We start from the raw sequence: 23,092 nt of genomic DNA on the forward strand, positions 1-23,092 counted from the left end.
ACATACACCCCCGGCACATCTTGCACCGCATCACCTAAATCTCTGATAGGACGAGTAAGTATTTCTTCTTGTGGGATTATAGAAATGGAAGCAGGAGCATCTTTAATATCTTGTTCATAACCTGAAGCTGTTACAACAGATCGTCCAAGATTCACTTTACGGACATTAGAGGAATCTTCTTCTAAACTATTACTTTGCCCCCCCCCCGCTACTATTTCATCGGCTAATAGCACATTAGTGCATAGCAATGAAGCAGTAAGCACACTTAATGAAATTTTATTCATAGATTCTCCTTTTTTAAACATAATATCATTTACAAACAATAATAAGAACGATTTGTAAAAGTATCGAAATACTACAAAATCTAAATTTAATAAAAAATAAAAAATATTATTAAAATTATTTTATGTAATGATTATAGAATCTGTTTAATAATCAAGCACGATATATTTTAACAATAAGAATCTTGTTAAGGTTAAACTTTTGCTTAACATCAAAAGGCTAAAATAAAGATTTAAAGTTATTGTGAATAGGAAGAATTATGGCGAAAAAATTACACACTTTTATGGGTGATACTCCTGCCCAAGCACTCAAAGAAGCGCAGGAAAAATTTGGCAGTGATATTTTGCTTGTAGAAACGAAAGAAATTCGTAAAAAATCAATGACTCAACCTGCACTTTATGAAATGGTCGTGGCTGTCGAAGATAACACACCAGCAGCTACTCCACAACCAGCACAAGATGCACCCACGCAAGAAAATGTCCCACCCCCTGCCCTTGATCCTAATCCTGCTCCTAATAGTGTCCAAAAAAGGCTTGATGAAATTGCAGAAAAAAGAATGACAAAGAAAAAACAAGAAGCCCAAAAGCCTAAGATTTATGATGATGTAACGCTCCAACTTTCTGATGCGGTAAGGCAGATTTCAGAAGCTGCGGGTGTGCCAAGTAATATGCCAAGCACTCCTCCTAAACGCGCTGTATCTTCAGGGTATCCCAAACCCACCGCACCTTTAGTATCCAATCGTGGGATTGATGAACGCGCTGAAGATAAGATTCAAGATTTGCAAAATACGCGTTTGGCTCAAAGTGTGAATGAACGACTTGAGCTTAAGGAAATCAAAAAAGAGCTTGATGAGATTAATGACAAAATGAAGCTTATTCAAAATATGTTTTGGGAAGAAAAAAGCCCTAAAAATGAGGGGCTTAATATCCCTCAAGAATTTGCAGAAATTTATCGTATCGCCAAAAGTAGCGGTATGAATCGCGAACATCTTGATACGATTATGAAGCTCTCTTTAGAGTTGATGCCACTTAAAATGCGTTCTAATTCTACGACAATTAAGCGATATTTTCGCGAGGTATTACGCAAGATGATTTATTGTAGGAGCGAGAATCTCCAGAATAATACCAAAAAGATTATGATGCTTGTCGGTCCTACGGGTGTGGGCAAGACAACGACACTTGCAAAGCTTGCAGCGCGTTATTCTCTGATGCTTAATCAACGTTATCGTGTGGGTGTGATTACGCTGGATACTTATCGTTTGGCTGCTGTCGATCAGCTAATGGCGTATGCGCGTATGATGAAGCTTAGTATTGACACGGTGGTCGAACCTGAAGAGTTTGGCAAAGCGATAGATTCTTTAAAACATTGTGATTATATTTTGATTGATACGGCGGGGCATTCACAACATGATCGCTCTAAGCTTGAATCGCTCAAATCGTATTTAAATAATGACTACAAAATTGATGTGAATCTTGTGCTTGCGATTAACGCGAAATATGAGGATCTCAAAGATACTTATAATGCTTTTAGTGAGATGAATATTGATACTTTGATTTTTAGCAAACTTGATGAAAGTCGCAATTTTGGTAATATGTTTTCACTCGTGTATGAAACCAAAAAGCCTATCAGCTATCTTTCGATTGGTCAGGGTGTGCCAAATGATTTGATTCTAGCGGGTAATGATTATTTGGTGGATTGTTTGCTTGATGGATTTAAGCGTCCTAAAGTCAATTAAAGAAGCACTATGATTCATAATCAAGCTTACGAACTTCAAGCTATCGTCCAAAGCCAAGATAAACGCAATTTTAGCGCGACTAAGTTTATCGCTATTACTTCGGGTAAAGGAGGCGTGGGCAAGTCAAGTATTAGCGCGAATCTTGCGTATTGTTTATGGAAAATGCACAAAAAAGTCGCAGTATTTGATGCGGATATTGGCTTGGCAAATTTGGATTTGATTTTTGGTGTCAAAACGCAGAAAAATATTCTTCACGCGTTGCGCGGAGAAGCGAGCTTTCAAGAGATTATTTATCCTATTCAAGAAGATTTGTATTTGATACCGGGTGATAATGGCGAGGAGATTCTCAAATATGCTCATTCGGGCGTTTTTGATAGGTTTTTAAATGAAAGTGATATTTTGGATTCTGTCGATTATATGATTATTGATACCGGTGCAGGGATTGGCGGTATCACACAAGGATTCTTAAATGCAAGTGATGTCGTGATTGTCGTTACAATGCCTGATCCTTCAGCGATCACTGATGCGTATGCGACTATCAAATTAAATGCAAAAAATCGTGAGGAAATTTTTATGATTCTCAATATGGTGAAAAATCAAAAAGAATCTTCAATGGTTTTTAATCGTATTGCTCATATTGCGAGTAAGAATATCCCCTCTTTGCGCTTAGAGATGCTAGGATTTTTGGAGCAAAATAATGCAGTGGCAAAAGCTGTGCGCTCAAGGGAATTATTTGTCAAATCAGAGCCTTTATGTGCGCCTACCACGCAGATTAATGCAATCGCACAGAATCTTGTTGCAAAGTTGGAACAAAATATGCTTCCTACTTCACAAAGCAATCATTTTGCTCATTTCTTTAAGCGAATGTTGGGCTATATTTAGGGGATAAGGAACGAAAGGGATAATATGAAACCTGATAATTATATGAGTTTTAGTATTGTCGCAGGATTTTTCGTAGGTTTGGCGTTTTCGATTGCTAAATTTGATGAAGCTGAATTTGTTGTATTATGGACGATTATTACAACAATGGGTATTTATTTGATTGTAGCAGTGTGTATTTCGCTTTATTTTTGGTTTTTGGATTTTGAGGATTCTAAATTGAAAAAAGGCAAGCTTGAGAGCAATTTGGAATTTTATCGTTTAGAGTTTGATAAGCGTGAAAAAGAATCTGCTAAAATTCGTAACTTTATCAAAAGTATAGAATCTGATGATGAAGAGGCAAATAATGACAAATAAATCAAACCCTAAGGCTCGAGAATGAAAAATGTCAATGGATATAATCAAACCCTAAAATATTCACAAGATGAACTTGCATTGCAATATCTCCCTGCGGTTAAAGCAATGGCTTTTCGTCTTAAAGAACGTTTGCCAAGCTCTATTGAAATGGCGGATTTGGTTTCTATTGGCACAGAAGAGTTAATCAAGCTTGCACGCCGTTATGACAGCACGATTAACGATTCGTTTTGGGGATTTGCGAAGACGCGTGTAAATGGAGCAATGCTTGATTATTTGCGTAGTCTTGATGTGCTTTCTCGTGCTAATCGCAAGCTTGTTAAAAGTATTGATTATGAGGTTTCTAAGTATTTTAATGACCATCAAGAAGAGCCTAGTGATGAATATCTTGCAAAGGTTTTGAATGAAGATATTCAAAAGATTCGTGAGGCGCGTATCGCTTCTGATGTCTATGCACTTGTGCCGATTGACGAACAATACAATGCGATTTGTTCAGAAAATATTTTAGAGAATCTACAAAAAGAAGAGCTTATGGAAATCATTCAGAAGATTCTCAAAAAGCTTGGTAAAAGGGAACAGATGATTATCCAGCTGTATTATTTTGAAGAGCTTAGTTTAAAAGAAATCAGTGAGATTCTTGAGATTACAGAATCGAGAATCTCTCAAATCACCAAAGAAGTGATTAAAAAAATTCGAGAAGCGATAGGAGACATCAATGGCTGATATATTAAGTCAAGAAGAAATTGACGCCTTATTGGAGGTTGTTGATGATGAGGGCGATGCCGCCGAGATAGAGACCCAAGACATTGGACATCAGAAGCAAGTAACACTTTATGACTTTAAACGCCCTAACCGCGTCAGTAAAGAACAATTACGAGCATTTAAATCTATCCATGACAAAATGGCACGGAGTCTTTCTTCGCAAGTCTCTGCAGTGATGCGAAGCATCGTGGAGATTCAGCTCCACAGCGTGGATCAAATGACTTATGGGGAGTTTTTGATGAGTTTGCCCTCCCCGACAAGCTTTAATATTTTCTCTATGAAGCCATTAGAGGGTGCAGCGATTTTGGAGATCAACCCCAGCATTGCTTTTCCGATGATTGATAGACTTTTGGGTGGTAAAGGCGACCCTTATGAAAATTCTCGTGAATTTAGTGATATTGAGCTGAATTTGCTTGATACACTTTTGCGACAAATTATGCAGAATCTTAAAGAGGCATGGTCTTCGGTTACAGAAATTTTCCCCTCTGTTGATGCGAAAGAAAGTAGCCCTAATGTCGTGCAAATCGTGGCTCAAAACGAAATCGTTATTATGGTTGTGATGGAAATCATCATCGGACATAGTAGTGGAATGATGAGTATTTGTTATCCGGTTATTTCTTTAGAATCTGTGCTTTCAAGGTTGGCGAGTCGGGATTTGATGCTTAGTGATACGAGCTCTAAAAAAAGCCGAAACAAGGAATTGCAAGCTTTGATTGCTGGGACAAATGTCATTGTTTCGGGATATTTAGGTGGTGCGACTTTGACGCTCAAAGAAATGCTTGATTTGCAGGTAGGGAATATCGTGCGTTTGGATCGAGTCGCTGATGATACGATTCTCGTATCCATTGATGGTAGAGAAAAATATGTTGCAAGCGTTGGATTGCAAAGATACCGCAAAACGCTTCAGATTAAAGAAGTTATCACAACAGAAAAAGATCAAGTCAAAGAAGTGCTTGAAATGCTTGAAGCTCAACGCAAGAATCGTATTGCTGATATACAAGAGGAGGCTGAATGAAAGCACTAACTGATTTAATTGTCGCAGAGACGACTTCCACGGTCGAAGGATTAATGGGAAAAACCCCAACAGTCAGCCACACAAGAGATGATGATGTGAGTCTTGGCAATCTCCCGTTGCCCTATTCTATCAGCTATATTCAAGCAAGCGGTGATCATAGTGGTGAAATTGCGATGGTAATCCCAGCGCAAATGGGAACAGCATTAGCTGATATGATGCTTGGCGGTGATGGAGAAGCTAAAACAGAAATGAGTGATGATGACCTTGATGCGATTAAAGAAATCAGCTCCAATATTTTTGGCGCAATTTCTACTTCGTTGAATTCTCAAAAAGAATTGCCTAAACTTAACTTTACTTGCTCTAATATCGAGTTTATCACTCAAAGTGTGGATTTATCGCGTTTTGATAAAGCTTATATCTTTAACTTTTCGCTTGATTCGATTCAGTCAAACTTTATTGTATTGGCTAATTCTCTTTTTATGGCAGCATTTGAAGGGGGAGGTGAAGCTCCACAGATTATGGCTGCAGCTCCACAAAATGCTCCTACGCATGCGCTTACGCCGGTTGAGTTTAAAAATATTAATATGATTTTAGATGTGCGACTTAATGTCAAAGTGCGCATTGGGCAAAAACGAATGTTGTTAAAAGATGTGATAGCGATGGATATAGGTAGCGTGATTGAGCTTAATCAGCTTGCTAATGACCCTTTGGATATTCTTGTTGATGATAAAGTGATCGCAAAAGGCGAAGTTGTGATTGTAGATGGGAACTTTGGCATTCAGATTACAGATATTGGCACGAAACGCGATAGGCTTGAGCAATTGCGAGGGTAAGAGAAACTCACATTATGCTTTAAGTCTAGCGGGATTTTCAATCCTCTTTTTATTAAGTATCGTGCGATTTTATTATATCGTTGAGACGGAAATATTTACTGCTAGAAATTATGATTCTCGTCTTTTAATTTCATTGGCAATTTCATAGCCATGCTTGATAGCAAGCGCAATTGAACCTCCGCTTTTAAGTCCAATATCTCCAGCGACAAAGCAGTTTTTCATACTACTTTCATGTAAGTCATTGCACAAAGGCACACCTTTTTCATCAATCTCTAAATGACATTTTTTAAGAAAATCCACCGGTGAAGCTCCACCAATGGCATAAATTGCTCTGTCAAAAGTTTCTTTGTTTTCATCAGAGAATCGCACTCCTACTTTGCCATTATCATCAAAAAGTTCGACAATATCTACACCTAATCGTGTTTTAAGCTTGTTTTGTTCTATTGCTTGCGTAAGTTGTTCGGCATTGGTTTCGTTGATTCGCGTAAATTCTTTTCGGCGATAGTTGAGCGTTACATCGGCATTTTGAGCAAGCATACAAGCATATTCTACAGCAGAATTACCTCCTCCTACAATCAATATTTTTTCATTGTTTTGGCAATCATTGACATTAAAAGATACGATTTTACGGATTGAAGATGGGATAGGATAGCTTGGTTTATTAGGTTGCCCCATTTTGCCAATCGCAATCACAACATAGCGCGCTTGATAAGTTTTATTTTGTGTATTTGTGATCACAAAAATATTATCTTTTTTGTTGATAGATTCTATATCAGATTGGTATTTTACTGGGATATTATGGTGTTGGAGCAATTCATCAAAGAAGCTTATAGTGCTTTCTTTTGTGCCATCAACGAAAGGTATATTGCCTTCAAGATCAATTTTTTGTCCTTTATAATCTTTATCAACACGTTTGCCATCTTTGTAGAATTTTTGAATTGTTGCAGAGTGGTTATCGCTTTTTTCCAGCAGAATAACATTTTTGATACCTAGAATAACGCTTTCTATTGCGGCACTCACTCCACCGGGTCCTCCCCCGATAATGGCAACATCATAAATATTTTCCATTTTATTTTTCTCCTTTTGTTTGTAAGCTGATGTATGTGTATTTTGTGATTTATTTGTGGCTTTAGCGGCAAGATTCAAATCCTCAACCGAATCAAATAAAACACCTTGCATCATTTTGTTTGCATCATCAAATTGCCCATTTTTAAGTCCCCAAATGAATGCTAATAATCCAAGAAGCCCTAATACTAAGGAAACTCCAAGCATAACAGCGACCATTTCAGTGCTCATAATTAACTCTTTGCAAATGTAAATTTTTAAGTGTGGGATTTTAGCATTATTTTTACAGATAAAGATAAACAAGAATCTTTGTAGCTTTGCATATTAAAGCTTGTTAATGTTTGTCAAGTTAATCTTAGGTCTAACATTAATTATACTAGTGTATAATCAGAGATAATTTTTATCATTAATTCGGGAGCTATGTAATGTCAAGCAAAGCAGATGTGCAACCAAAGAAAAAAGTTAGTGTAAGCTTTATGCTTAGCTTTGGTTTCGGAATATTAGTCATTCTTGTCTGTATTATTGTATTTGTAAGCCTTAATCGTGTTAATAATATTATTGTTTCGCTTAATGAAATTAATGATGTCAATGCTCAAGCTCAACGTTATGCAATCAACTTTAGAGGGAGCGTTCATGATAGAGCTATTGCTATCCGTGATGTGGTGCTTATAGATGAAGATGATACTCAAGGGTTACAAAAACTTATGCAGCAAATCAGCAATTTAGAGAAATTTTATAAAGATTCAGAAGATATGATGGAAGAAAAATTCCTTAAAACAAATCTTTTGAAAGATCATCAACGGGCTATTTTGAATGAAATTTCAGCCACTCAAGCAAAAGCTATCCCTTTGATTGTGCAGGTTACACAAGCGAAACTTGCAGGAGACACGAAAAAAGCGCGTGAAATTTTATACACACTTTCGCCTTATTTTGTTCAATGGCTTGCGCAAATTAACGAGTTTATTGATGATGAAGAAAACGCAAATAGTGAGCTTACAAAAGATTTGAGAGAATTGGTTGATAGATTCAAAACATTGCTTTATGTTTTACTTGGGTTTGCAATTATATTTGGTGTGGGAATAGCGACAACGGTTATTCGTGGGCTTTTGCGTATGTTGGGCGGTGAGCCACATAAAGCTTCAGCTATTGTTGCTAAAATCGCTAATGGGAATCTTTCTGAACCTGTTCATTATCATGGTGGCAAAGATTCAATGCTATATTCAATTGCTTCAATGCAAGAGCATCTTAAAGAAACGGTAAAATCTATTTCTGCTTCTTCTTATCAGATTAGTGAAAGTGCCTCTATTGTTTCAAAGACATCTCATGAAGCACAAAATGCAGCCAATGAGCAAAGCCATCATTCTAACCTTATTGCACAAAAACTTCAAGAAATGCACCAAGTCGTTGCAAATATTTCTGATATTGCTAGACAAACAGAAGAGAACTCTTCTAAGACGGTGGATATTTCAGTCGAAGGTATGAAAACGATTGGTGAAACTGCAGAAGAGATTGGTAAAATTACCGAAATGATCAGTGTTTCTGCCAACAATATTCGAGAGTTGCAACAACAATCCGTAGAAATTAGCAATAGTGCTAATTTGATTGCAGAAATAGCCGACCAAACAAACTTACTTGCGCTTAATGCAGCGATTGAAGCGGCACGAGCAGGTGAACATGGAAGAGGATTTGCGGTGGTTGCTGATGAGGTGCGAAAACTTGCTGAAAGGACAGCAGGAACGACTATGGAGATTTCTAGTGCTATTTCTCTTATTCAAGAAAGTATTGGAACTTCGGTTGCTTCGATTGAAGAGATTGTGCCTCAAATCGATAAGGGGCAAAAACTCATTATGGATTCTGTCCAAATTTTAGAATCAATCCAAGATCAAGCTAAAGATTCCTTTGAAAAAGCAAAAATCGTGGCAAGCTCATCATTAGAACAAGGCAATACAATGGCGAGCATCACACATGATATGGAAAATATTTCTAAGCTTTCTAATGATACAAGTCTTTCTTTGCAAAATGCAAACAAACGAATTGATGAGCTTGAACGAATCTCTCAAACGCTCAAAGATAATGTGGCATTTTTTAAAGTCTGACAATTTTCTAAAATATTTGCCAAAGAATATGATTTGTTGTATTCTTTGGTATCTTCATATTCTTTTTCTCAATGATTTTCTTTATTTAAAGCCAAATAAAGAAAATGTTTATTGTTTTTAATAAATACGCATAAGCTAAAGCTTTATAAATCAGTGAATCTGTAGTTTTGCTTCTAAAGTTTTCCATAAAGATACATTTTAATTTTTAATATCATTTTTTATATCTTATTTCACTTATATTTCATACTTTTAAATATAAAATAGCAATTGTAATTATTTTATTTTGCAAGGAAGGGGCTTATGAAATTTGATCGTAAATTGTGGATGCAAATTCACCTTTATTTGAGTTTATTTTTTTTACCAGCGGCATTTATTTATGCGCTGACAGGAGCTTTATATCTTTTTGATTTGAGAGAAGAAGCAGGAGCGAAAGTTCATGAAATAAAGCTTGATTCTATGCCGGAAAAGGGACAAGAGAAAGAGTTTATTATCCAAACTTTGGAAGCAAATCAATTGCCTGTCCCTAAAAATACAGATGTTCGTATGCACAGAGGGAATCCCGCTATGGGTGGTTTGACATATAGCGTAAGTCTTTCTCTAAATAAGCAAGGAGAACCTCAATTAAGGGCTGTTGATAGAAGTTTATATGGAATCTTGTTGCTTATGCACAAAGCAAAAGGTTCAAAATACGAAATCGGCTCTTTCAAGCTTGGACTTTTTGATTTTATTGCGATTGGTTTTGCACTTTCATTGATGATTTTTTATTTTTCAGGCTTAGTGATCACTTCTTTTTGTAAGAAAAACCGAGCAAGTGCATTTGGTGTGTTTGTCGGTGGTTTATTCATTACAAGCTTAGCAATATATTTGAGTGTTTAAGGTCTTATCGTATTGACACAGAATCCAAAACTAACTCTAATTATTTTAGATTCTGTGAATTTAGTCTTGTAACTTTAATATTAGGTTTTTTAGGGGCATTGCACAATACTCAAGATTCAAAAAACTTTTGAATCTTGAGATTTAAAATAATGGTTTGTCCATTTCTTGAGGAATAGGAATGCGCATCGCCTTTAAAATGCTTGGAGCAATGTTATTTAACCCGCCATCGTTGATTTTATCGATACCTTCAATCATTCCAAAGCACCATACTTGCCCCACGGTGTGATTAGTGAGTATATTTCCATTTTCATCTTTCATCTCTTCACAATTCCCATGATCGCTTGTAATGAAAAGTGCGTAATGGTGTTTTTTTGCAGATTCTATGATTTTTCCTAGCTCCTTATCCACCGCTTCCACCGCTTTAATGGCAGCTTCAAAATTACCGGTATGTCCGACCATATCACCATTAGCGAAATTAACAACAATGAAATCAAAACCTTTCTCAATCCCTTCAACCACAGCATTTCCGACTTCCTCGGCACTCATTTGAGGTTGCATATCATAAGTTTGCACTTTTGGTGAGGGGATTAGCACACGCTCTTCACCCGCAAACATTTCTTCTTTGCCGCCATTAAGGAAAAATGTAACATGAGCGTATTTTTCAGTTTCTGCCACATGGAGTTGTTTTAAACCCTTTTGACTAATGACTTCGGCAAGTGTGTTTTGAATAGTCTGTTTGGGGAAGAGAATCGGATAGGGAAATTTTGCATCATATTCTGTCATTGTGGCAGTATAAAGTGTTAATGCTTTATGGGATTCAAACTGCTTAAATGCAGGATTGGCAATCGCATCGACAATTTCTCTCGCTCTATCACTTCGAAAATTCACAAAAATAAATCCCTCGTTATCGTGCATACCTTGATAGTTTATAAAACTTGCAGGCACAATAAATTCATCAAAAATCCCTTCATTGTATTGCGACTGGATATAGTCTTTAGGAGAGAGAGAAGTTTGATGTTGTGCCAAAACAATCGCTTCATAGGCTTTTTGGATTCTCTCCCAGCGATTGTCTCTATCCATTGCATAGAATCTCCCCGAAATACTCGCAATCTCAATATTAGGTGAGAGAATCTCCTCAATTTGCTGCAGATAAGTTATCGCGCTTTGGGGTAATACATCTCTACCATCAGTGATAAGGTGGAGATAGATTTTTTTATCTTGTGAAGAGAGAATCTGTGCTAAGGCGATGATATGTGATAGATGAGAATGCACGCCACCATCACTGATTAAGCCACATAAATGTATCGTTTGTGCATTTTGGCTTACATATAGCAGTGCGGAATTGTTTTGAATCTCATTTTTTTCAATGGCTAAGGAAATTTTTACAAGATCTTGATAGAGGATTCTGCCTGAACCGATACACATATGTCCGACTTCGGAATTGCCCATTTGTCCTTTTGGTAATCCCACGCTCAAACCAAAAGTATCAATCATACCATAAGGAACATTTGCAAACAAATAATCATAAGCAGGTTTTTTGGCATGGAAAAACGCATTATGCGTTGTTTTAGCATTATAGCCGATGCCATCGGTAACAACAAGGATAGTTTTCATATACACTCCTATGATAAAATACTTTTTTTGTAAGATTGTAGCCAAAATCTAAGATTTTTTAAATAAACCGCAACACTAAATTGTTGCATTTTCAAGGAAGGACGATGCTTTATCTTTTATATCAGCATTTTAATGTGAATCTGCTCTCTTATATTACTTTTCGTGCGGGCGTGGCTTTTTTTGTTGCTTTTGTCTTGAGTGTTTTGTTGATGCCTTATTTTATTAAGTGGGCTAAGGCAAAAAAGGCAAATCAACCGATTTCGACTTATGTCGTAGCACATGAAAACAAAAGAAATACCCCCACAATGGGAGGTCTTGTATTTGTCGTGAGTATGTTTATTTCTTCTTTGTTGTGTGCTAATCTGTTTAATCCTTATGTGCTTTTGGGGTTGTTTTGTATCGCGGCTTTTATGTTGATTGGAGCAAGAGACGATTATATGAAAATTTCTGCTAAAAGTAATGCCGGAATGAGCGCAAAGATGAAGTTTGGTTTGCTCTTTATTGTTGCACTGCTAATTACCTCAACTTTGCTTTACATAGGACACAATACTAATCTTTATATTCCTTTTATGAAGAATCCACTTTTTGATATGGCAGCATTTAAGCTGGGAGGTATTCCTGTCATTGCTTTAGGATTCTGGCTACTTGTCTTTTTGGCGACTACTAATGCTGTGAATATTACTGATGGGCTTGATGGATTAGCCACGGTGCCAAGCATTTGTGCGCTTTTCAGCCTTTCTGTTTTTGTTTATGTTGCTGGACATGCAGGATTCTCGGGATATTTGTTGTGGCCTAAAGTCGTTGATAGTGGGGAGCTTGCTGTGCTTTCGGTCGCACTCATTGGCGCACTTTTTGGATTCTTGTGGTATAACTGCCATCCCGCTCAAGTTTTTATGGGAGATAGCGGAAGTTTGGCTTTAGGTGCTTTTATCGCATATATGGCGATTGTCTCCAATAATGAAATATTATTAATTCTGATAGGAATCATCTTTGTGATTGAGGCACTTTCGGTGATTTTGCAAGTGGGAAGTTATAAATATCGTAAAAAGCGTATTTTTGCGATGGCACCTATTCATCATCATTTTGAGGTAAGAGGTTGGGCAGAAAATAAAATCATTGTGCGTTTTTGGATTATCGCAATTTTGGCAAATATTATTGCCCTTTTAAGCCTCAAGATTCGTTAAAGAAGAGATTTAAGGAGCTTCATCAATGAAACATAAAAGCATTTTTGGATATGGCGTTACGACTACGCCATTAGTCGCATTTTTGAACAAACAAGGTGAGAAGCTTTATATTTATGATGATAAGTTTAAAGATATTTCTACTGATGAAAAAGGTAATACTTTTTTGCCCTCAAGTGCTTTTGAATCTGCATCAAGCAGTATGGAGATTCTTAGTCCGGGCATTCCCCCTTATCACCCTTTGATTCAAAAGGCGCAACATCGTATCAGCGAATATGATTATTTTGATATGCTCTTAAATGATGAAGCCCAAAAGCCTTTAAATATATGGATTAGTGGCACGAATGGCAAAACAACCACGACCGAAATAACGACACTTTTACTCTCGCCTTTTGGAGCAAAAAGTGGAGGAAATATCGGCACACCTTTAGCCACACTTTATGAAGAAAAAGCACCCGTGTGGGTGCTTGAAACAAGTTCTTTCAGTTTGCATTATACGCAAAAAGCTTGTCCTCATATTTATGCGTTGCTTCCGGTGAGAGAAGATCACATCACTTGGCATGGAAGTTTTGAGAATTATGTGAGTGATAAGCTAAAACCTCTCACATTGATGAATGCTCAAAGTTATGCAATTATCCCCGATGAGCTTTCTTCCCACCCAACACTCAAGGCTTATAAAGGGCATTTGATCACCTATAAAGATTCTGTTGATTTGGCGCAAAAATTAGATTTACCGATTGAACGCATTGTGTTTAAAGAACCTTTTTTGCTTGATGCTTTGATTGCGCTTGGGATTGCTAAAGTAGGATTCAAATGTGAAGATATTGAGCGGTTAAATCTATTTAAAATTGGTAAGCATCGTATTGAAGAATTTTATGACACACAAGACCGCTTGTGGGTTGATGATAGTAAAGGCACAAATGTCGATGCAACGATTGAGGCGATTAGACGTTATGCAGACAAGCATTTGATTATTATCTTGGGTGGCGATGATAAGGGCGCGAATCTTACACCACTTTTTGATTTTATGCAAGGCAAAGATATTTGTATTTATGCGATTGGTAGCAATGAAGCGCGACTTGCAGATTTCGCTAAGAAATATGCTCTGCCTTGCGTTCCTTCAACGACACTTCAAAAGGCAATGGAGCTTATCAAACAAGTGCGAAAAACTGATGATGTAGTCCTTCTTTCTCCTGCTGCTGCAAGTTTGGATCAATTTAGTTCTTATAAACAAAGGGGTGAAATTTTTGTAAAATTAGCATTGCAATAGTTTTTAAGCCAATATTTAAGCGTTATTGGTTAAAATACAAGCCTTTTTTATTTTATGGCTCGATAGCTCAGTCGGTAGAGCAGGAGACTGAAAATCTCCGTGTCGGTGGTTCGATTCCGCCTCGAGCCACCACTGCTATTGCTTTTTTACTCAATTTCCCCAACAATTTATCGGCATAACTTTATCTATTTTTAATACTTTAAAGGAATACAATATGCGTTTTTCTAAAGGATTTTTTTATGGTTTGTTGCTCTTAAGTGTTATTAGCGCGATAGCACTTTTTGTCTCTTATACTTTTGTATTGTTTCTTTCACCGCTTATTATTGGAATCTTGCTAGGGGCATTGCTTTCGCCACTTTATCCGACTTTAAATGCTCAATTTCATATCAAAGATGGCATTGAATTTGGTGCAAAAAAACTATTGCGTTTAGGTATTATCTTTTATGGTTCGTATATCACTTTAGGAGAAATCGCTAGTCTTGGTTTAAATGGCTTTTTGGTTGCGGTGAGTGTTGTGGGTGTGATTTTTTGCCTAAGTATCGTCATTGGTGTAAAGATTCTTAAGCTGGATAAAGAGATTTGTATGCTTGTAGGAATTGGTAGTGCTGTATGCGGTGCTGCTGCAATTCTTGCGTTAGAATCTACCCTTAAAACCGAGCCTAGCAAAAGCTCTGTCGCCTTAGGGTTTATCGTGCTTTTTGGGCTTATTGGTATGATTTTAATGCCATTAGTTTATTATGCAGGTATCTTACCTTTAAGCGATTATCAATGGGGTGTATATATCGGAGCGAGTTTGCACGAAGTAGCAAATGTCGTGGGCGCATCGGCAGTTTCTCCAGAATCTCAAAATGTCGCAATTATTGTCAAAATGACGCGAGTTGTGCTTTTAGTGCCTTTATTGTTTATCATTTCGTGGTTTGCGTGTCGGCATAGTGCGATAGGGGATTCTCCTAAATCTTCTAAAATGTATATTCCCTACTTTGCTCTTGTTTTTTTAGGCGTGATTGTTTTGCATTCTTTGATTGCATTTCCCCCTGTCGTTGTTGAAACAGCGCAATTTACTTCTAAGCTTTTGCTTGTAATTGCAATGGCTGCATTAGGCTTACAGATTGATTGGAAAAAATTTGTCTCTTTTGGAGCAAAGACATTTATCCTTGCTTTGATTTTATTTGTTATCCTACTGGTCGGCACTTATGTGCTTGTCGATTTTATGATTTAAGGAAAAGCAATGGTAGAGATTATTGATACAGCGCGTTATAAAGAAGAGATTAAGACAGGTTTTGTAATGATTGATTTTGGTGCGTCTTGGTGTCCAGATTGTCGCCGAGTAGAGCCTATTGTGGAAAAATTAGCTCAAGATTATGCCAATCAACTCAAGATCTTTAAAGTCAGTTTCGATACTGAAAATTCGCTCAAGGAGGAGCTAAACATTCGCCGTATACCGACTATTATTTTTTACAGAGATGGTGTAGAAGTCGGAGAAAGGTTGATTGAACCTTCATCTGTGAATGATTTTGAAAAGGCGATTCAAAATATTTTAGGCGCATAGATTCTGAAATATTTCAAAGCAAGATTTTACAGAATCTTGCGCTATAAATTTGTCTAAAGTTTGCCCATAATGTTAAGAATCTTGCACAAATATCGTTTGATGCACAAAGGCAAAAGATTATAGAATCTCGCAGCAAATCCCAGCCAAAAAGGAAAAATATAAAGCCATTTGCGTTTAGCAGAAGCGACAAGGATTTTTCGTGCTGCTTGTTTGGCACTCATCATGGGTATCCATTGTGCTAAATGTGCCGTTAAAGGCGTGGTGATAAATCCCGGGCAAATAGTCGTAATAGTGATGTCAGGATAAGAGAGATTCAGTGCTTCGCCGAGGATTCTCACAAAATGCTTTGATGCGCTGTAACTTTGCGCATTTGGCATTGCCAAAAGTGAAGCGATAGATGCAATCAATACGATTTGTCCGCGATACCCTTTGATTTTCTCTTGTTGTTGCATTTTTTCGAGTGCGTAAAATACGATGTTTGCGACACCCATTACATTTGTTTGGGCGACTTGTATTTGTTGATTCGCACTTTCATCTTCACCTAATGCCATACCTGCATTGATGATAAGCAAATCCACACGCTCTTGAAATATATCCTCACACCATTGTTGGCATGCAGATTCATTTCTGACATCAAATGTGCTTTCTTGCACTTTTGCACCTTGATTGACACACGATTCTTTAATGTCTGCGAGTCGTTGCGTGTCTCTTCCTGTGAGATACAATGATGTCTGCGGTGAGGCGAGATAAAGTGCGATTTCTTTGCCAATCCCGCTACTTGCTCCTGTGATAGCGATGCGTTGATAATTTGCTCTGATTTTTTCAATATTCATTCAAACCCCTTTAGTGTTTTGTCAGCCAAAGTCAAACTCATACTAAAGATTATAACAAAATATGCTAAAATCCTTTTGCAGTTTTATTGGGAAGGGAAGGACAATGATAAACCTTGCTATCAATGGTTTTGGTCGCATTGGAAGAAGTATAATGCGTGTGGCATTAGAGCGTGAAGATGTGCAGATTGTCGCTATTAATGATGTCGCGGATTGGGAGATTCTCACCTACTTGCTTGAGCATGACAGCACACACCAAAAACTCCCCTATGCAGTGGATTATCAAAATCACACGCTTTGCTTTGATTTTGATATGTGTCCTCCTATCCACACTCTTAGCTATTCTCGCAGCGAAGATATTGATTTTAAAGCGTTGGGAGCAGATATTGTGATAGAATCAAGCGGACATTTTCTTCAAACTTCCCAGCTCACACATCATTTACAAAAGGACGTTCAAAAAGTGATTTTATCTGCTTCTGCACTTGATTCTATGCCAACTTTTATCAAAGGGATTAATGAAAAGCACTATCAAGGAGAAAAGATTATTTCAAACTCTTCTTGCACCGCGAATGCTATTGCTCCCATTTGTAAGATTCTTCATGATGCTTTTGGTATAGAATCTGCCACACTCACGACTATTCATAGTTACACAAATGATCAATCTTTGCTTGATTCTGTATATACGAAGGATAAACGCCGCTCACGAGCTGCCGCACAAAATATTATTCCTACAAGCACAGGTGCAGCAAAAGAAGTGATGCGCGTTTTGCCTCATCTTTTGGGTAAATTACATGGATACAGCGTGCGCGTGCCGGTGTCTAATATCGTATTGTTTGATATGAGTTTTACACTTTGTAAGCCTACTACGACAGAGATTCTTAATGAGACACTCTCCAAAGCCTCCGAAAACGAGATGTTTGGTGTTGTGGGTATTGATACTAGAGAGGGCGTGAGTAGCGATTTTATCAATAGCCCTTACAGCGTAGTAATTGCTCAAGATTTAAGCCATGTATTTCAGGGTAATATTGCGCGTGTTATGGCGTGGTGTGATAATGAATGGGGTTATGCGCATCGGATTCTTGATCTTGCCGCATTGATTGGTAAATAACAGAATCTATGCTTCCCGCACAAGATATTCTTGCTTCTTTTGATAAAGAAGATCAAAAAAAACTTGCAAAACTAAAAATTACCAATTTGTTTTCCTTAGTGTTGTCGCACACACCGAAATCCTATACAAACACCACACTTATTCCCACGCTTGATTGTGAATCTCCGATAAATGGAGTATTGCGTGTGCGTGTTACGCAGATTAAACCCGCAGGTTTTGGCAAAAATGCTATGTTACATATTTATGCGCAAATGCTTGATTTTAATGAGTTTCTTCATATCACTATTTTCCATGCCAAAGCCTTTCACAAAAAGCTTTTTGTGCTTGATTCTGAAATGTATATTATGGGTAAATTAGAGCTAAAATTTGGCGAATATTCTATGACACAGCCAAGTATTGTCAAAGAAATTAATACGATTAAAACGCAGTTTAAAACGACACTTTTTAATGCCCAAACGATGCAGCAACTCACCCAGCGACTTATCACACAAAAATATCTTTTAGTTTGCGGGTTGCCCTTAGATATTGCGTGCAAGATTGAAGAAATTTTTAATCCTACAAAAGTATTTTTACAAGCCTATAACGCAAATGGCAACACCTTTCCTAGAGATTTTCTTGATGCGCTTAAATTTGTTGAAATCTATCATTATCTTCAGAATCTCTCATGCAAAAAAAGACATTTTCCTGCAAATTTTGTTTGCACAGGTTGCGCGGAAGACTTTATCAAGACACTTCCTTTTGATTTGACAAAGGGACAGAATCATGCGATTAAAGACATTTACAAGGATTTGACTTCACCTATTGCTGCTAAGCGTCTAGTGATGGGCGATGTGGGCTGTGGTAAAACAATGGTGATTCTTTGCGCAGTGATGATTGCCTATCCGTATAAAAGTATTCTTATGGCACCCACAACGATTCTTGCTAAACAGCTGTATGAGGAGGCGTGCAGATTCTTGCCTTCTTATGTGAAAATGCAGCTGATTACCTCTCAAAGCAAGGCAGTTTTTGATGATGAGGCGCATTTTATTATTGGCACGCAAGCGTTGTTGTATCGTGATTTGAGGCTTAAAGATCTAGCATTGGTGATGAGTGATGAGCAGCATCGTTTTGGCACGATTCAACGTTATAAACTTGAGAAAATATCTAGTGATTCTGAAAGTTTAGATTCTGTAGAATCTGCCATATTGAAAGAATCTACACAAAATAAAAAGCACCCCCATGTCTTGCAGTTTTCAGCGACACCTATACCACGCACTTTGGCAATGCTCAATGCGCAATTGATTGATTTTAGCTTTATCCGTGATGTGCCTTTTAAAAAGGAGATTCTCACGCGTGTGATTGGCAAAAAGGATTTTTCACATCTTTTTTCACATCTTCGCAATGAAATCGCACAAGGACATCAAGCAATTATCGTTTATCCGCTTGTAGAGGAAAGTCAAAGTATTGATTATGCCTCTTTGAGTGAGGGGAGTAGCTTTTGGCAGAAGCATTTTGAGGGTGTTTTTGTTACTTCGGGCAAGGATAAAGAAAAGCAAGAAGTGCTTGATGCGTTTAGAGAAAAGGGCTGCATTTTGCTTGCTACGACCGTGGTTGAGGTAGGCATCTCCTTGCCTCGTGTTTCGACAATCGTAATTGTCGCACCCGAGAGACTTGGACTAGCGACATTGCATCAGCTTCGAGGGCGTGTCAGTCGGAATGGATTAAAGGGGTATTGTTATCTTTACACGCATTCTGTGAATGATGAGCGATTAAAGGCGTTTGCTGCGACTTTAAGTGGATTTGAGATTGCAGAGCTAGACTTAAAATACCGCAATAGCGGGGATTTATTGAGCGGGGATCGCCAAAGTGGCGATGCGTTTATGTATGTGGATATGGAGAGCGATGAAGCTATTATCCATCGTGTGCAAGATCTCCTACACTCCTCTTAATTTGAGAATCTAAGAAGATTCTCAAAAGTTTAAAAGTCATAGCTTAATTGTATATAATATCTTCTCCCTTCTAGCACATTGGCGTAGTTGTTAGCGAGTGTAGAATCTTTTCCCGATGTATATACATAGTAATCAAAGAAGCTTTGGTTGAGGAGATTATAGATGCCAAAGTTTGCTCTAAGTCTTTGCGTGAAATTATAATTTGCTCCTAAGTGTAAAAGAAAATAAGGATTATAGTATTCGCTCCTACCGGGATTATTTGCTTTCCATGCGTCAAATGTAGCATTAGTGTAATTTCCATTGCGTCCAGCGACATTGGTGCGGAATTGTTTGGCTCGATATTCTCCGCGAATCCACACGCCTAAATCTTTATAAGTATAATTAATCGCCATATTGAGTGTGTGTTCTGGCACTCCTGTGAGCGGTAAGCCCTTACCTTCGCCTGAAGTCGCTTTATTTTTATTCCAAGTATAGGAGAGATTCACACCAAGATCGCCCACGCCTACACTTATAGGCTTGAGCTGTGTGAAAAGCTCTAATCCATAGCTAATGGCTTTATCGATATTATAAGAAGTTTGGCATGAGGGTGAGATATTTGAATTAGTGCCTGTTGAAAGATTGCTTGGGCAAGTATAACCTGCGGGTAAGGACTCTCCAGTAGCTACGGTTTGTGAGAGTATTTTATTGGTAAAGTCTGTATAAAATCCGGTGATTTCGATATTTGTCCAATCTGTCTCGTGCATTGCAGTGATTTCATAGTTGATGCTTGATTCTGGTTTTAAGTCGGGATTCCCATAAACACGCACTGAACCTTTTCCTGTGCTTGAAACCCAGCCGGGTAAGGCAGAGGTAATATTGGGAGCTTTATAACCTGTGGAGACACCACCTTTAAAGGTCAAATCCCCAATAGCACTTGCTTCTAGGGCTTTATAGACGAGGTATCCGCGTGGGGAGACATTAAAGGCAAAGAGGTTGCTGTAATTGCCCCTTAAACCAATGGTAAAAAAGAGATTATCAAGCACTGCCCATTCATCTTCAATAAAGATACTGAATTGATGTCGTGAGACAGAATCTGTGTAATCCCCTCCAAAGACAGTGTCGCCTAAGGCAGCAATCGTGTCAAATGTGTATTGTGCTCCGATATTGAGATTCATACGCCAAAAGGGTATGATACTGCGATGTTGGGCTATGGCGGTTTGTCCCAAACGACTGCGGGCTATTTGTTGGGCTACATTGTAGCTAAGTGATGTATTTGTGCGGATATTCCCATACGACCCTTTGTGCATCAGTATGGTATTGTATGAGTAGAATTTATTGTCTGTGCCTAGAAGTGTAGAATCAAAATATTGTCCAAGATGTGAGAAATCAAGATAAAAGTAATTGCTTTCGTTCATATCATAGCCTAATCTTCCGCCTGCTTGCCAAGAATTGCTTTTGCCTGTGCCTACATAATTCGTCCCTATGGAGAGTGTGGGTGCGTCAAGATTAATTGAGTCCGGAATAGGTATAGTATTTTCGCGAGGATCTTGCGTGAAAGTTTCTTTTGCACGAAGTTGTAAGCTCCATTTTTTCGCGCGATCAAGCGGACCTGCACCATAGAGTGAAACTCCATAGGAATGCCCAAAATATGGTTGTTCTTCTAAAGTCGTATTGAGCGTGGCGTTTGCGCTCCATTTGTCAAAGCTCTTTTTGGTGATGATATTGACTACCCCGCCAATCGCATCTGTCCCATAAATCGTGGAAGCAGGACCACGAATCACTTCGATTCTGTCAATGGCTGCAATGGGCGGCATAAAGAATTGTTGAGAATAAGTATCATTTGGGAAAGTTGTCTGATCGACACCTTGCCTCGCTCCATCAAGTAGCATTAGTGTGTAACTAGCAGGCATACCGCGTATAGAAATCATATAGCCCCCATAGCTTGAGCTTTGGTAATCCACACTCACGCCGGGCAAATCGCGTATCGCATCGCCGATGTCTCGCACGGGTCTATCGCGTAATTCTTCTCCGGTAACGATTGACATTGAAGCCGGTGCGTCTTTAATATCTTGCTCAAATCCTGTAGCGGTTACAACAGATCGTCCAAGATTGACTTTACGGACTTTAGAATCTTCTTCTGTGCTATTACTTTGCCCCCCCCCCGCTGTTTCATCAGCTAATAGCATATTTGCACATAGCAATGAAAGCACAACGGCACTCCATTGGAATTTGTTCATAGATTCTCCTTTTATTAATAATCACAAATCATTCTTATTTTTAAAATGATTTTATGGCTAATTGTATATTTTATTTGTTTAAAATATTAAGATACATAATCATTTTTTATTATAAAGTGTTTCATTTATAAACTTTTTTAATTGATAAAGTATTTTGTAAGGTAATGAGAATCTTTGAATAGTAAAATGGGGTAGATTCTAAGATTTTAGATTGCAAAGCTTATATCAGAAAAGCTTTGCGTCATAGAGAATCTGTGTAAAGAATCTTCGTGGAAGACTAAAAAACTAACAATTCTCTTTTGAGTTTGTTGAGTGCGTCAATTTCTGCTTTGAGTTTGTCTATCTCGACATCAATTTGCGACAATGTGGTAAAAGTCAAATGTTCAGGCATATCCTGCGAACCGCGTTTGATCATAATATAATCCACAAGAGAAATCTTTGCCATATTGAGTAAGATATTAATATCATCGCGAATGTCCTCAATATTTTTGAAAATCTGATCCATTTTTTCAAACATATTACTCTCCTTTATTTGATACCTGCAGATACGAGTGTGTGTAAGTGTATAACACCTTCTATATGATTTTGCTTATTTGTGATGATTAAAAGCTGGATTTTATTTTTTTCCATGAGCTTTAATGCGTCTAATGCAAGCATATCAGGGCAATCACAAGCTTTTGGATTGTGTGTGGCATAATGGCTGACAGGTGCGTGTAAATCAAAATCTTTGTGCATCATCGCGCGGCGCAAGTCTCCATCACTTAGAATCCCCCAAAGTTTATCGTCTTGGGTGATAATCGCATTGCCCAAACGCTTTTCGCTCATTATGATAATGGCTTCAGAGAGAGGTATATCAGGTGTAATTAATGGAAGATTTTGTGTTTGCATTAAATCTTTTACCTTGACAAAAAGCTGTTTGCCTAAGCTTCCACCTGGGTGAAAAGATGCGAAATCATCTTCTTTGAATCCGCGTTTTTTCATCAGACATACGGCTAAAACATCGCCTAACGCGAGGGTTAGAGTAGTAGAGCTTGTAGGAGCGATATTAAGAGGGCATGCTTCTTTGGCGACAGCAATATTTAAAAAATAATCACCCATTTTTGAAAGTGTGGATTGAGAATCTTTACTCATTGTAATGATTGTGTTGCCTAGTCGTTTGATATGGGGAATGATATTGACAAGCTCTTCGCTCTCACCGCTGTAACTGATAGCTAAAATCACATCATCTTTTTGTATCATTCCCAAATCCCCGTGCATCGCTTCTGTCGGGTGTAAGAAAACACTAGGAGTGCCTGTGCTTGAGAGTGTAGCGGAGATTTTTTCTCCTACAAGTCCGCTTTTGCCTACACCGCACACGATGAATTTACCTTTGCAAGCAATGATACATTCGATAATGCGCTCAAGCTCTTGTGCGTTCAGATTCTTAAATCCATTGAGCAAGGCATCAGATTCTGTTTGTAAAACTTCTTTGGCAATTTGCAAATAATCCATTTTCGCTC

21 protein-coding genes and 1 tRNA gene are annotated in these 23,092 nt (G+C 37.9%); 15 read left to right on the top strand and 7 right to left on the bottom strand.

All coding sequences use genetic code 11. The features are described from left to right. A partial coding sequence (locus LS68_RS09790; RefSeq protein ID WP_241993680.1) for a TonB-dependent receptor plug domain-containing protein occupies positions 1 to 284 on the bottom strand: 284 nt, incomplete at its 3' end. A 257-nt stretch (positions 285 to 541) separates the two neighbouring features. On the opposite strand from LS68_RS09790, the gene flhF reads away from it, so the two are divergent. The 6 genes from flhF to fliY are packed head-to-tail and all read left to right on the top strand — an operon-like array spanning position 542 to position 5,860. Further along, positions 542 to 2,017, top strand: coding sequence for a flagellar biosynthesis protein FlhF (flhF, locus tag LS68_RS04570; protein WP_034373514.1), 1,476 nt, complete (start codon positions 542 to 544; stop codon positions 2,015 to 2,017). 9 nt (positions 2,018 to 2,026) lie between these two features. Continuing rightward, on the top strand, positions 2,027 to 2,899 hold the full coding sequence (locus LS68_RS04575; RefSeq protein WP_034373519.1) for a MinD/ParA family protein: 873 nt from the start codon (positions 2,027 to 2,029) through the stop codon (positions 2,897 to 2,899). A 24-nt stretch (positions 2,900 to 2,923) separates the two neighbouring features. Beyond that, on the top strand, positions 2,924 to 3,253 hold the full coding sequence (locus tag LS68_RS04580; protein WP_034373522.1) for a hypothetical protein: 330 nt from the start codon (positions 2,924 to 2,926) through the stop codon (positions 3,251 to 3,253). A gap of 21 nt (positions 3,254 to 3,274) precedes the next feature. After that, complete coding sequence (locus tag LS68_RS04585) at positions 3,275 to 3,973, top strand: RNA polymerase sigma factor FliA (RefSeq protein WP_138091112.1); 699 nt, start codon at positions 3,275 to 3,277, stop codon at positions 3,971 to 3,973. Next, on the top strand, positions 3,966 to 5,027 hold the full coding sequence (fliM, locus tag LS68_RS04590) for a flagellar motor switch protein FliM (protein ID WP_034373525.1): 1,062 nt from the start codon (positions 3,966 to 3,968) through the stop codon (positions 5,025 to 5,027). Before LS68_RS04585 ends, fliM begins: the two co-directional genes overlap by 8 nt. Beyond that, complete coding sequence (gene fliY / locus LS68_RS04595; protein WP_034373528.1) at positions 5,024 to 5,860, top strand: flagellar motor switch protein FliY; 837 nt, start codon at positions 5,024 to 5,026, stop codon at positions 5,858 to 5,860. The genes fliM and fliY overlap by 4 nt, the downstream gene beginning before the upstream one ends. A gap of 108 nt (positions 5,861 to 5,968) precedes the next feature. Here fliY and ccoS read toward each other — a convergent pair whose 3' ends face one another. Then, positions 5,969 to 7,156 carry a cbb3-type cytochrome oxidase assembly protein CcoS gene (gene ccoS, locus LS68_RS04600; RefSeq protein ID WP_081950979.1) on the bottom strand — a complete coding sequence of 396 codons (1,188 nt, stop codon included), beginning with the start codon at positions 7,154 to 7,156 and terminating at the stop codon, positions 5,969 to 5,971. Positions 7,157 to 7,350: 194 nt separating this feature from the next. Between ccoS and LS68_RS04605 the strand changes: the two genes are divergently transcribed. Both LS68_RS04605 and LS68_RS04610 read left to right on the top strand, forming a co-directional pair. Beyond that, positions 7,351 to 9,021 (top strand): methyl-accepting chemotaxis protein, encoded by a 1,671-nt coding sequence (locus LS68_RS04605; RefSeq protein ID WP_034373531.1) that lies wholly within the window; start codon positions 7,351 to 7,353, stop codon positions 9,019 to 9,021. Between the two features lie 300 nt (positions 9,022 to 9,321). Continuing rightward, positions 9,322 to 9,897 (top strand): hypothetical protein, encoded by a 576-nt coding sequence (locus tag LS68_RS04610; protein WP_034373534.1) that lies wholly within the window; start codon positions 9,322 to 9,324, stop codon positions 9,895 to 9,897. Between the two features lie 141 nt (positions 9,898 to 10,038). Here LS68_RS04610 and gpmI read toward each other — a convergent pair whose 3' ends face one another. Then, positions 10,039 to 11,517, bottom strand: a complete 1,479-nt coding sequence (gpmI, locus tag LS68_RS04615) for a 2,3-bisphosphoglycerate-independent phosphoglycerate mutase (protein WP_199741481.1) — start codon at positions 11,515 to 11,517, stop codon at positions 10,039 to 10,041. Positions 11,518 to 11,615: 98 nt separating this feature from the next. On the opposite strand from gpmI, the gene mraY reads away from it, so the two are divergent. The 5 genes from mraY (at position 11,616) to LS68_RS04640 (ending at position 15,511) form a co-directional block, all read left to right on the top strand. Continuing rightward, positions 11,616 to 12,695: a phospho-N-acetylmuramoyl-pentapeptide-transferase gene (gene mraY, locus LS68_RS04620; RefSeq protein WP_138091115.1), complete on the top strand. Its 1,080-nt coding sequence runs from the start codon at positions 11,616 to 11,618 to the stop codon at positions 12,693 to 12,695. Positions 12,696 to 12,720: 25 nt separating this feature from the next. After that, positions 12,721 to 13,962: a UDP-N-acetylmuramoyl-L-alanine--D-glutamate ligase gene (murD, locus tag LS68_RS04625; protein WP_034373542.1), complete on the top strand. Its 1,242-nt coding sequence runs from the start codon at positions 12,721 to 12,723 to the stop codon at positions 13,960 to 13,962. A 56-nt stretch (positions 13,963 to 14,018) separates the two neighbouring features. Continuing rightward, positions 14,019 to 14,094, top strand: a tRNA-Phe gene (locus LS68_RS04630). An 82-nt stretch (positions 14,095 to 14,176) separates the two neighbouring features. Further along, positions 14,177 to 15,181 carry a putative sulfate exporter family transporter gene (locus LS68_RS04635; protein WP_034373545.1) on the top strand — a complete coding sequence of 335 codons (1,005 nt, stop codon included), beginning with the start codon at positions 14,177 to 14,179 and terminating at the stop codon, positions 15,179 to 15,181. A gap of 9 nt (positions 15,182 to 15,190) precedes the next feature. Then, positions 15,191 to 15,511 carry a thioredoxin family protein gene (locus LS68_RS04640; RefSeq protein ID WP_034373548.1) on the top strand — a complete coding sequence of 107 codons (321 nt, stop codon included), beginning with the start codon at positions 15,191 to 15,193 and terminating at the stop codon, positions 15,509 to 15,511. A gap of 53 nt (positions 15,512 to 15,564) precedes the next feature. On the opposite strand, the gene LS68_RS04645 is transcribed toward LS68_RS04640, so the two are convergent. Then, positions 15,565 to 16,344: an SDR family NAD(P)-dependent oxidoreductase gene (locus tag LS68_RS04645; protein WP_034373551.1), complete on the bottom strand. Its 780-nt coding sequence runs from the start codon at positions 16,342 to 16,344 to the stop codon at positions 15,565 to 15,567. Positions 16,345 to 16,447: 103 nt separating this feature from the next. Between LS68_RS04645 and LS68_RS04650 the strand changes: the two genes are divergently transcribed. Both LS68_RS04650 and recG read left to right on the top strand, forming a co-directional pair. Beyond that, complete coding sequence (locus LS68_RS04650; RefSeq protein ID WP_034373554.1) at positions 16,448 to 17,449, top strand: glyceraldehyde 3-phosphate dehydrogenase NAD-binding domain-containing protein; 1,002 nt, start codon at positions 16,448 to 16,450, stop codon at positions 17,447 to 17,449. A gap of 8 nt (positions 17,450 to 17,457) precedes the next feature. Then, entirely contained in the window at positions 17,458 to 19,377 is a 1,920-nt protein-coding gene (gene recG, locus LS68_RS04655) for an ATP-dependent DNA helicase RecG (RefSeq protein ID WP_052100512.1), read from the top strand. Positions 19,378 to 19,406: 29 nt separating this feature from the next. On the opposite strand, the gene LS68_RS04660 is transcribed toward recG, so the two are convergent. The 3 genes from LS68_RS04660 to LS68_RS04670 form a co-directional block, all read right to left on the bottom strand. Continuing rightward, the gene (locus tag LS68_RS04660) at positions 19,407 to 21,593 is read right to left on the bottom strand and encodes a TonB-dependent receptor (protein ID WP_241993681.1); all 2,187 of its coding nucleotides are present in this window, start codon (positions 21,591 to 21,593) and stop codon (positions 19,407 to 19,409) included. A gap of 277 nt (positions 21,594 to 21,870) precedes the next feature. Next, positions 21,871 to 22,110, bottom strand: a complete 240-nt coding sequence (locus LS68_RS04665; RefSeq protein WP_034373970.1) for a DUF2443 family protein — start codon at positions 22,108 to 22,110, stop codon at positions 21,871 to 21,873. Positions 22,111 to 22,121: 11 nt separating this feature from the next. Further along, on the bottom strand, positions 22,122 to 23,084 hold the full coding sequence (locus LS68_RS04670) for a KpsF/GutQ family sugar-phosphate isomerase (RefSeq protein WP_034373968.1): 963 nt from the start codon (positions 23,082 to 23,084) through the stop codon (positions 22,122 to 22,124). Positions 23,085 to 23,092: the final 8 nt, after the last annotated feature.

The organism is Helicobacter sp. MIT 05-5293 (assembly GCF_000765665.2).
GTDB lineage: Bacteria > Campylobacterota > Campylobacteria > Campylobacterales > Helicobacteraceae > Helicobacter_C.

Coding starts and splice junctions, on each gene's coding strand:
- LS68_RS04650 (WP_034373554.1), top strand. CDS start 16,448: ATGATAAACCTTGCTATCAATGGTTTTGGTCGCATTGGAAGAAGTATA.
- LS68_RS04665 (WP_034373970.1), bottom strand. CDS start 22,110: ATGTTTGAAAAAATGGATCAGATTTTCAAAAATATTGAGGACATTCGC.
- LS68_RS04640 (WP_034373548.1), top strand. CDS start 15,191: ATGGTAGAGATTATTGATACAGCGCGTTATAAAGAAGAGATTAAGACA.
- recG (WP_052100512.1), top strand. CDS start 17,458: ATGCTTCCCGCACAAGATATTCTTGCTTCTTTTGATAAAGAAGATCAA.
- LS68_RS04585 (WP_138091112.1), top strand. CDS start 3,275: ATGAAAAATGTCAATGGATATAATCAAACCCTAAAATATTCACAAGAT.
- LS68_RS04645 (WP_034373551.1), bottom strand. CDS start 16,344: ATGAATATTGAAAAAATCAGAGCAAATTATCAACGCATCGCTATCACA.
- LS68_RS04605 (WP_034373531.1), top strand. CDS start 7,351: ATGTCAAGCAAAGCAGATGTGCAACCAAAGAAAAAAGTTAGTGTAAGC.
- LS68_RS04670 (WP_034373968.1), bottom strand. CDS start 23,084: ATGGATTATTTGCAAATTGCCAAAGAAGTTTTACAAACAGAATCTGAT.
- fliM (WP_034373525.1), top strand. CDS start 3,966: ATGGCTGATATATTAAGTCAAGAAGAAATTGACGCCTTATTGGAGGTT.
- fliY (WP_034373528.1), top strand. CDS start 5,024: ATGAAAGCACTAACTGATTTAATTGTCGCAGAGACGACTTCCACGGTC.
- LS68_RS04635 (WP_034373545.1), top strand. CDS start 14,177: ATGCGTTTTTCTAAAGGATTTTTTTATGGTTTGTTGCTCTTAAGTGTT.
- flhF (WP_034373514.1), top strand. CDS start 542: ATGGCGAAAAAATTACACACTTTTATGGGTGATACTCCTGCCCAAGCA.
- mraY (WP_138091115.1), top strand. CDS start 11,616: ATGCTTTATCTTTTATATCAGCATTTTAATGTGAATCTGCTCTCTTAT.
- ccoS (WP_081950979.1), bottom strand. CDS start 7,156: ATGAGCACTGAAATGGTCGCTGTTATGCTTGGAGTTTCCTTAGTATTA.
- LS68_RS04575 (WP_034373519.1), top strand. CDS start 2,027: ATGATTCATAATCAAGCTTACGAACTTCAAGCTATCGTCCAAAGCCAA.
- LS68_RS04580 (WP_034373522.1), top strand. CDS start 2,924: ATGAAACCTGATAATTATATGAGTTTTAGTATTGTCGCAGGATTTTTC.
- LS68_RS04660 (WP_241993681.1), bottom strand. CDS start 21,593: ATGAACAAATTCCAATGGAGTGCCGTTGTGCTTTCATTGCTATGTGCA.
- murD (WP_034373542.1), top strand. CDS start 12,721: ATGAAACATAAAAGCATTTTTGGATATGGCGTTACGACTACGCCATTA.
- LS68_RS04610 (WP_034373534.1), top strand. CDS start 9,322: ATGAAATTTGATCGTAAATTGTGGATGCAAATTCACCTTTATTTGAGT.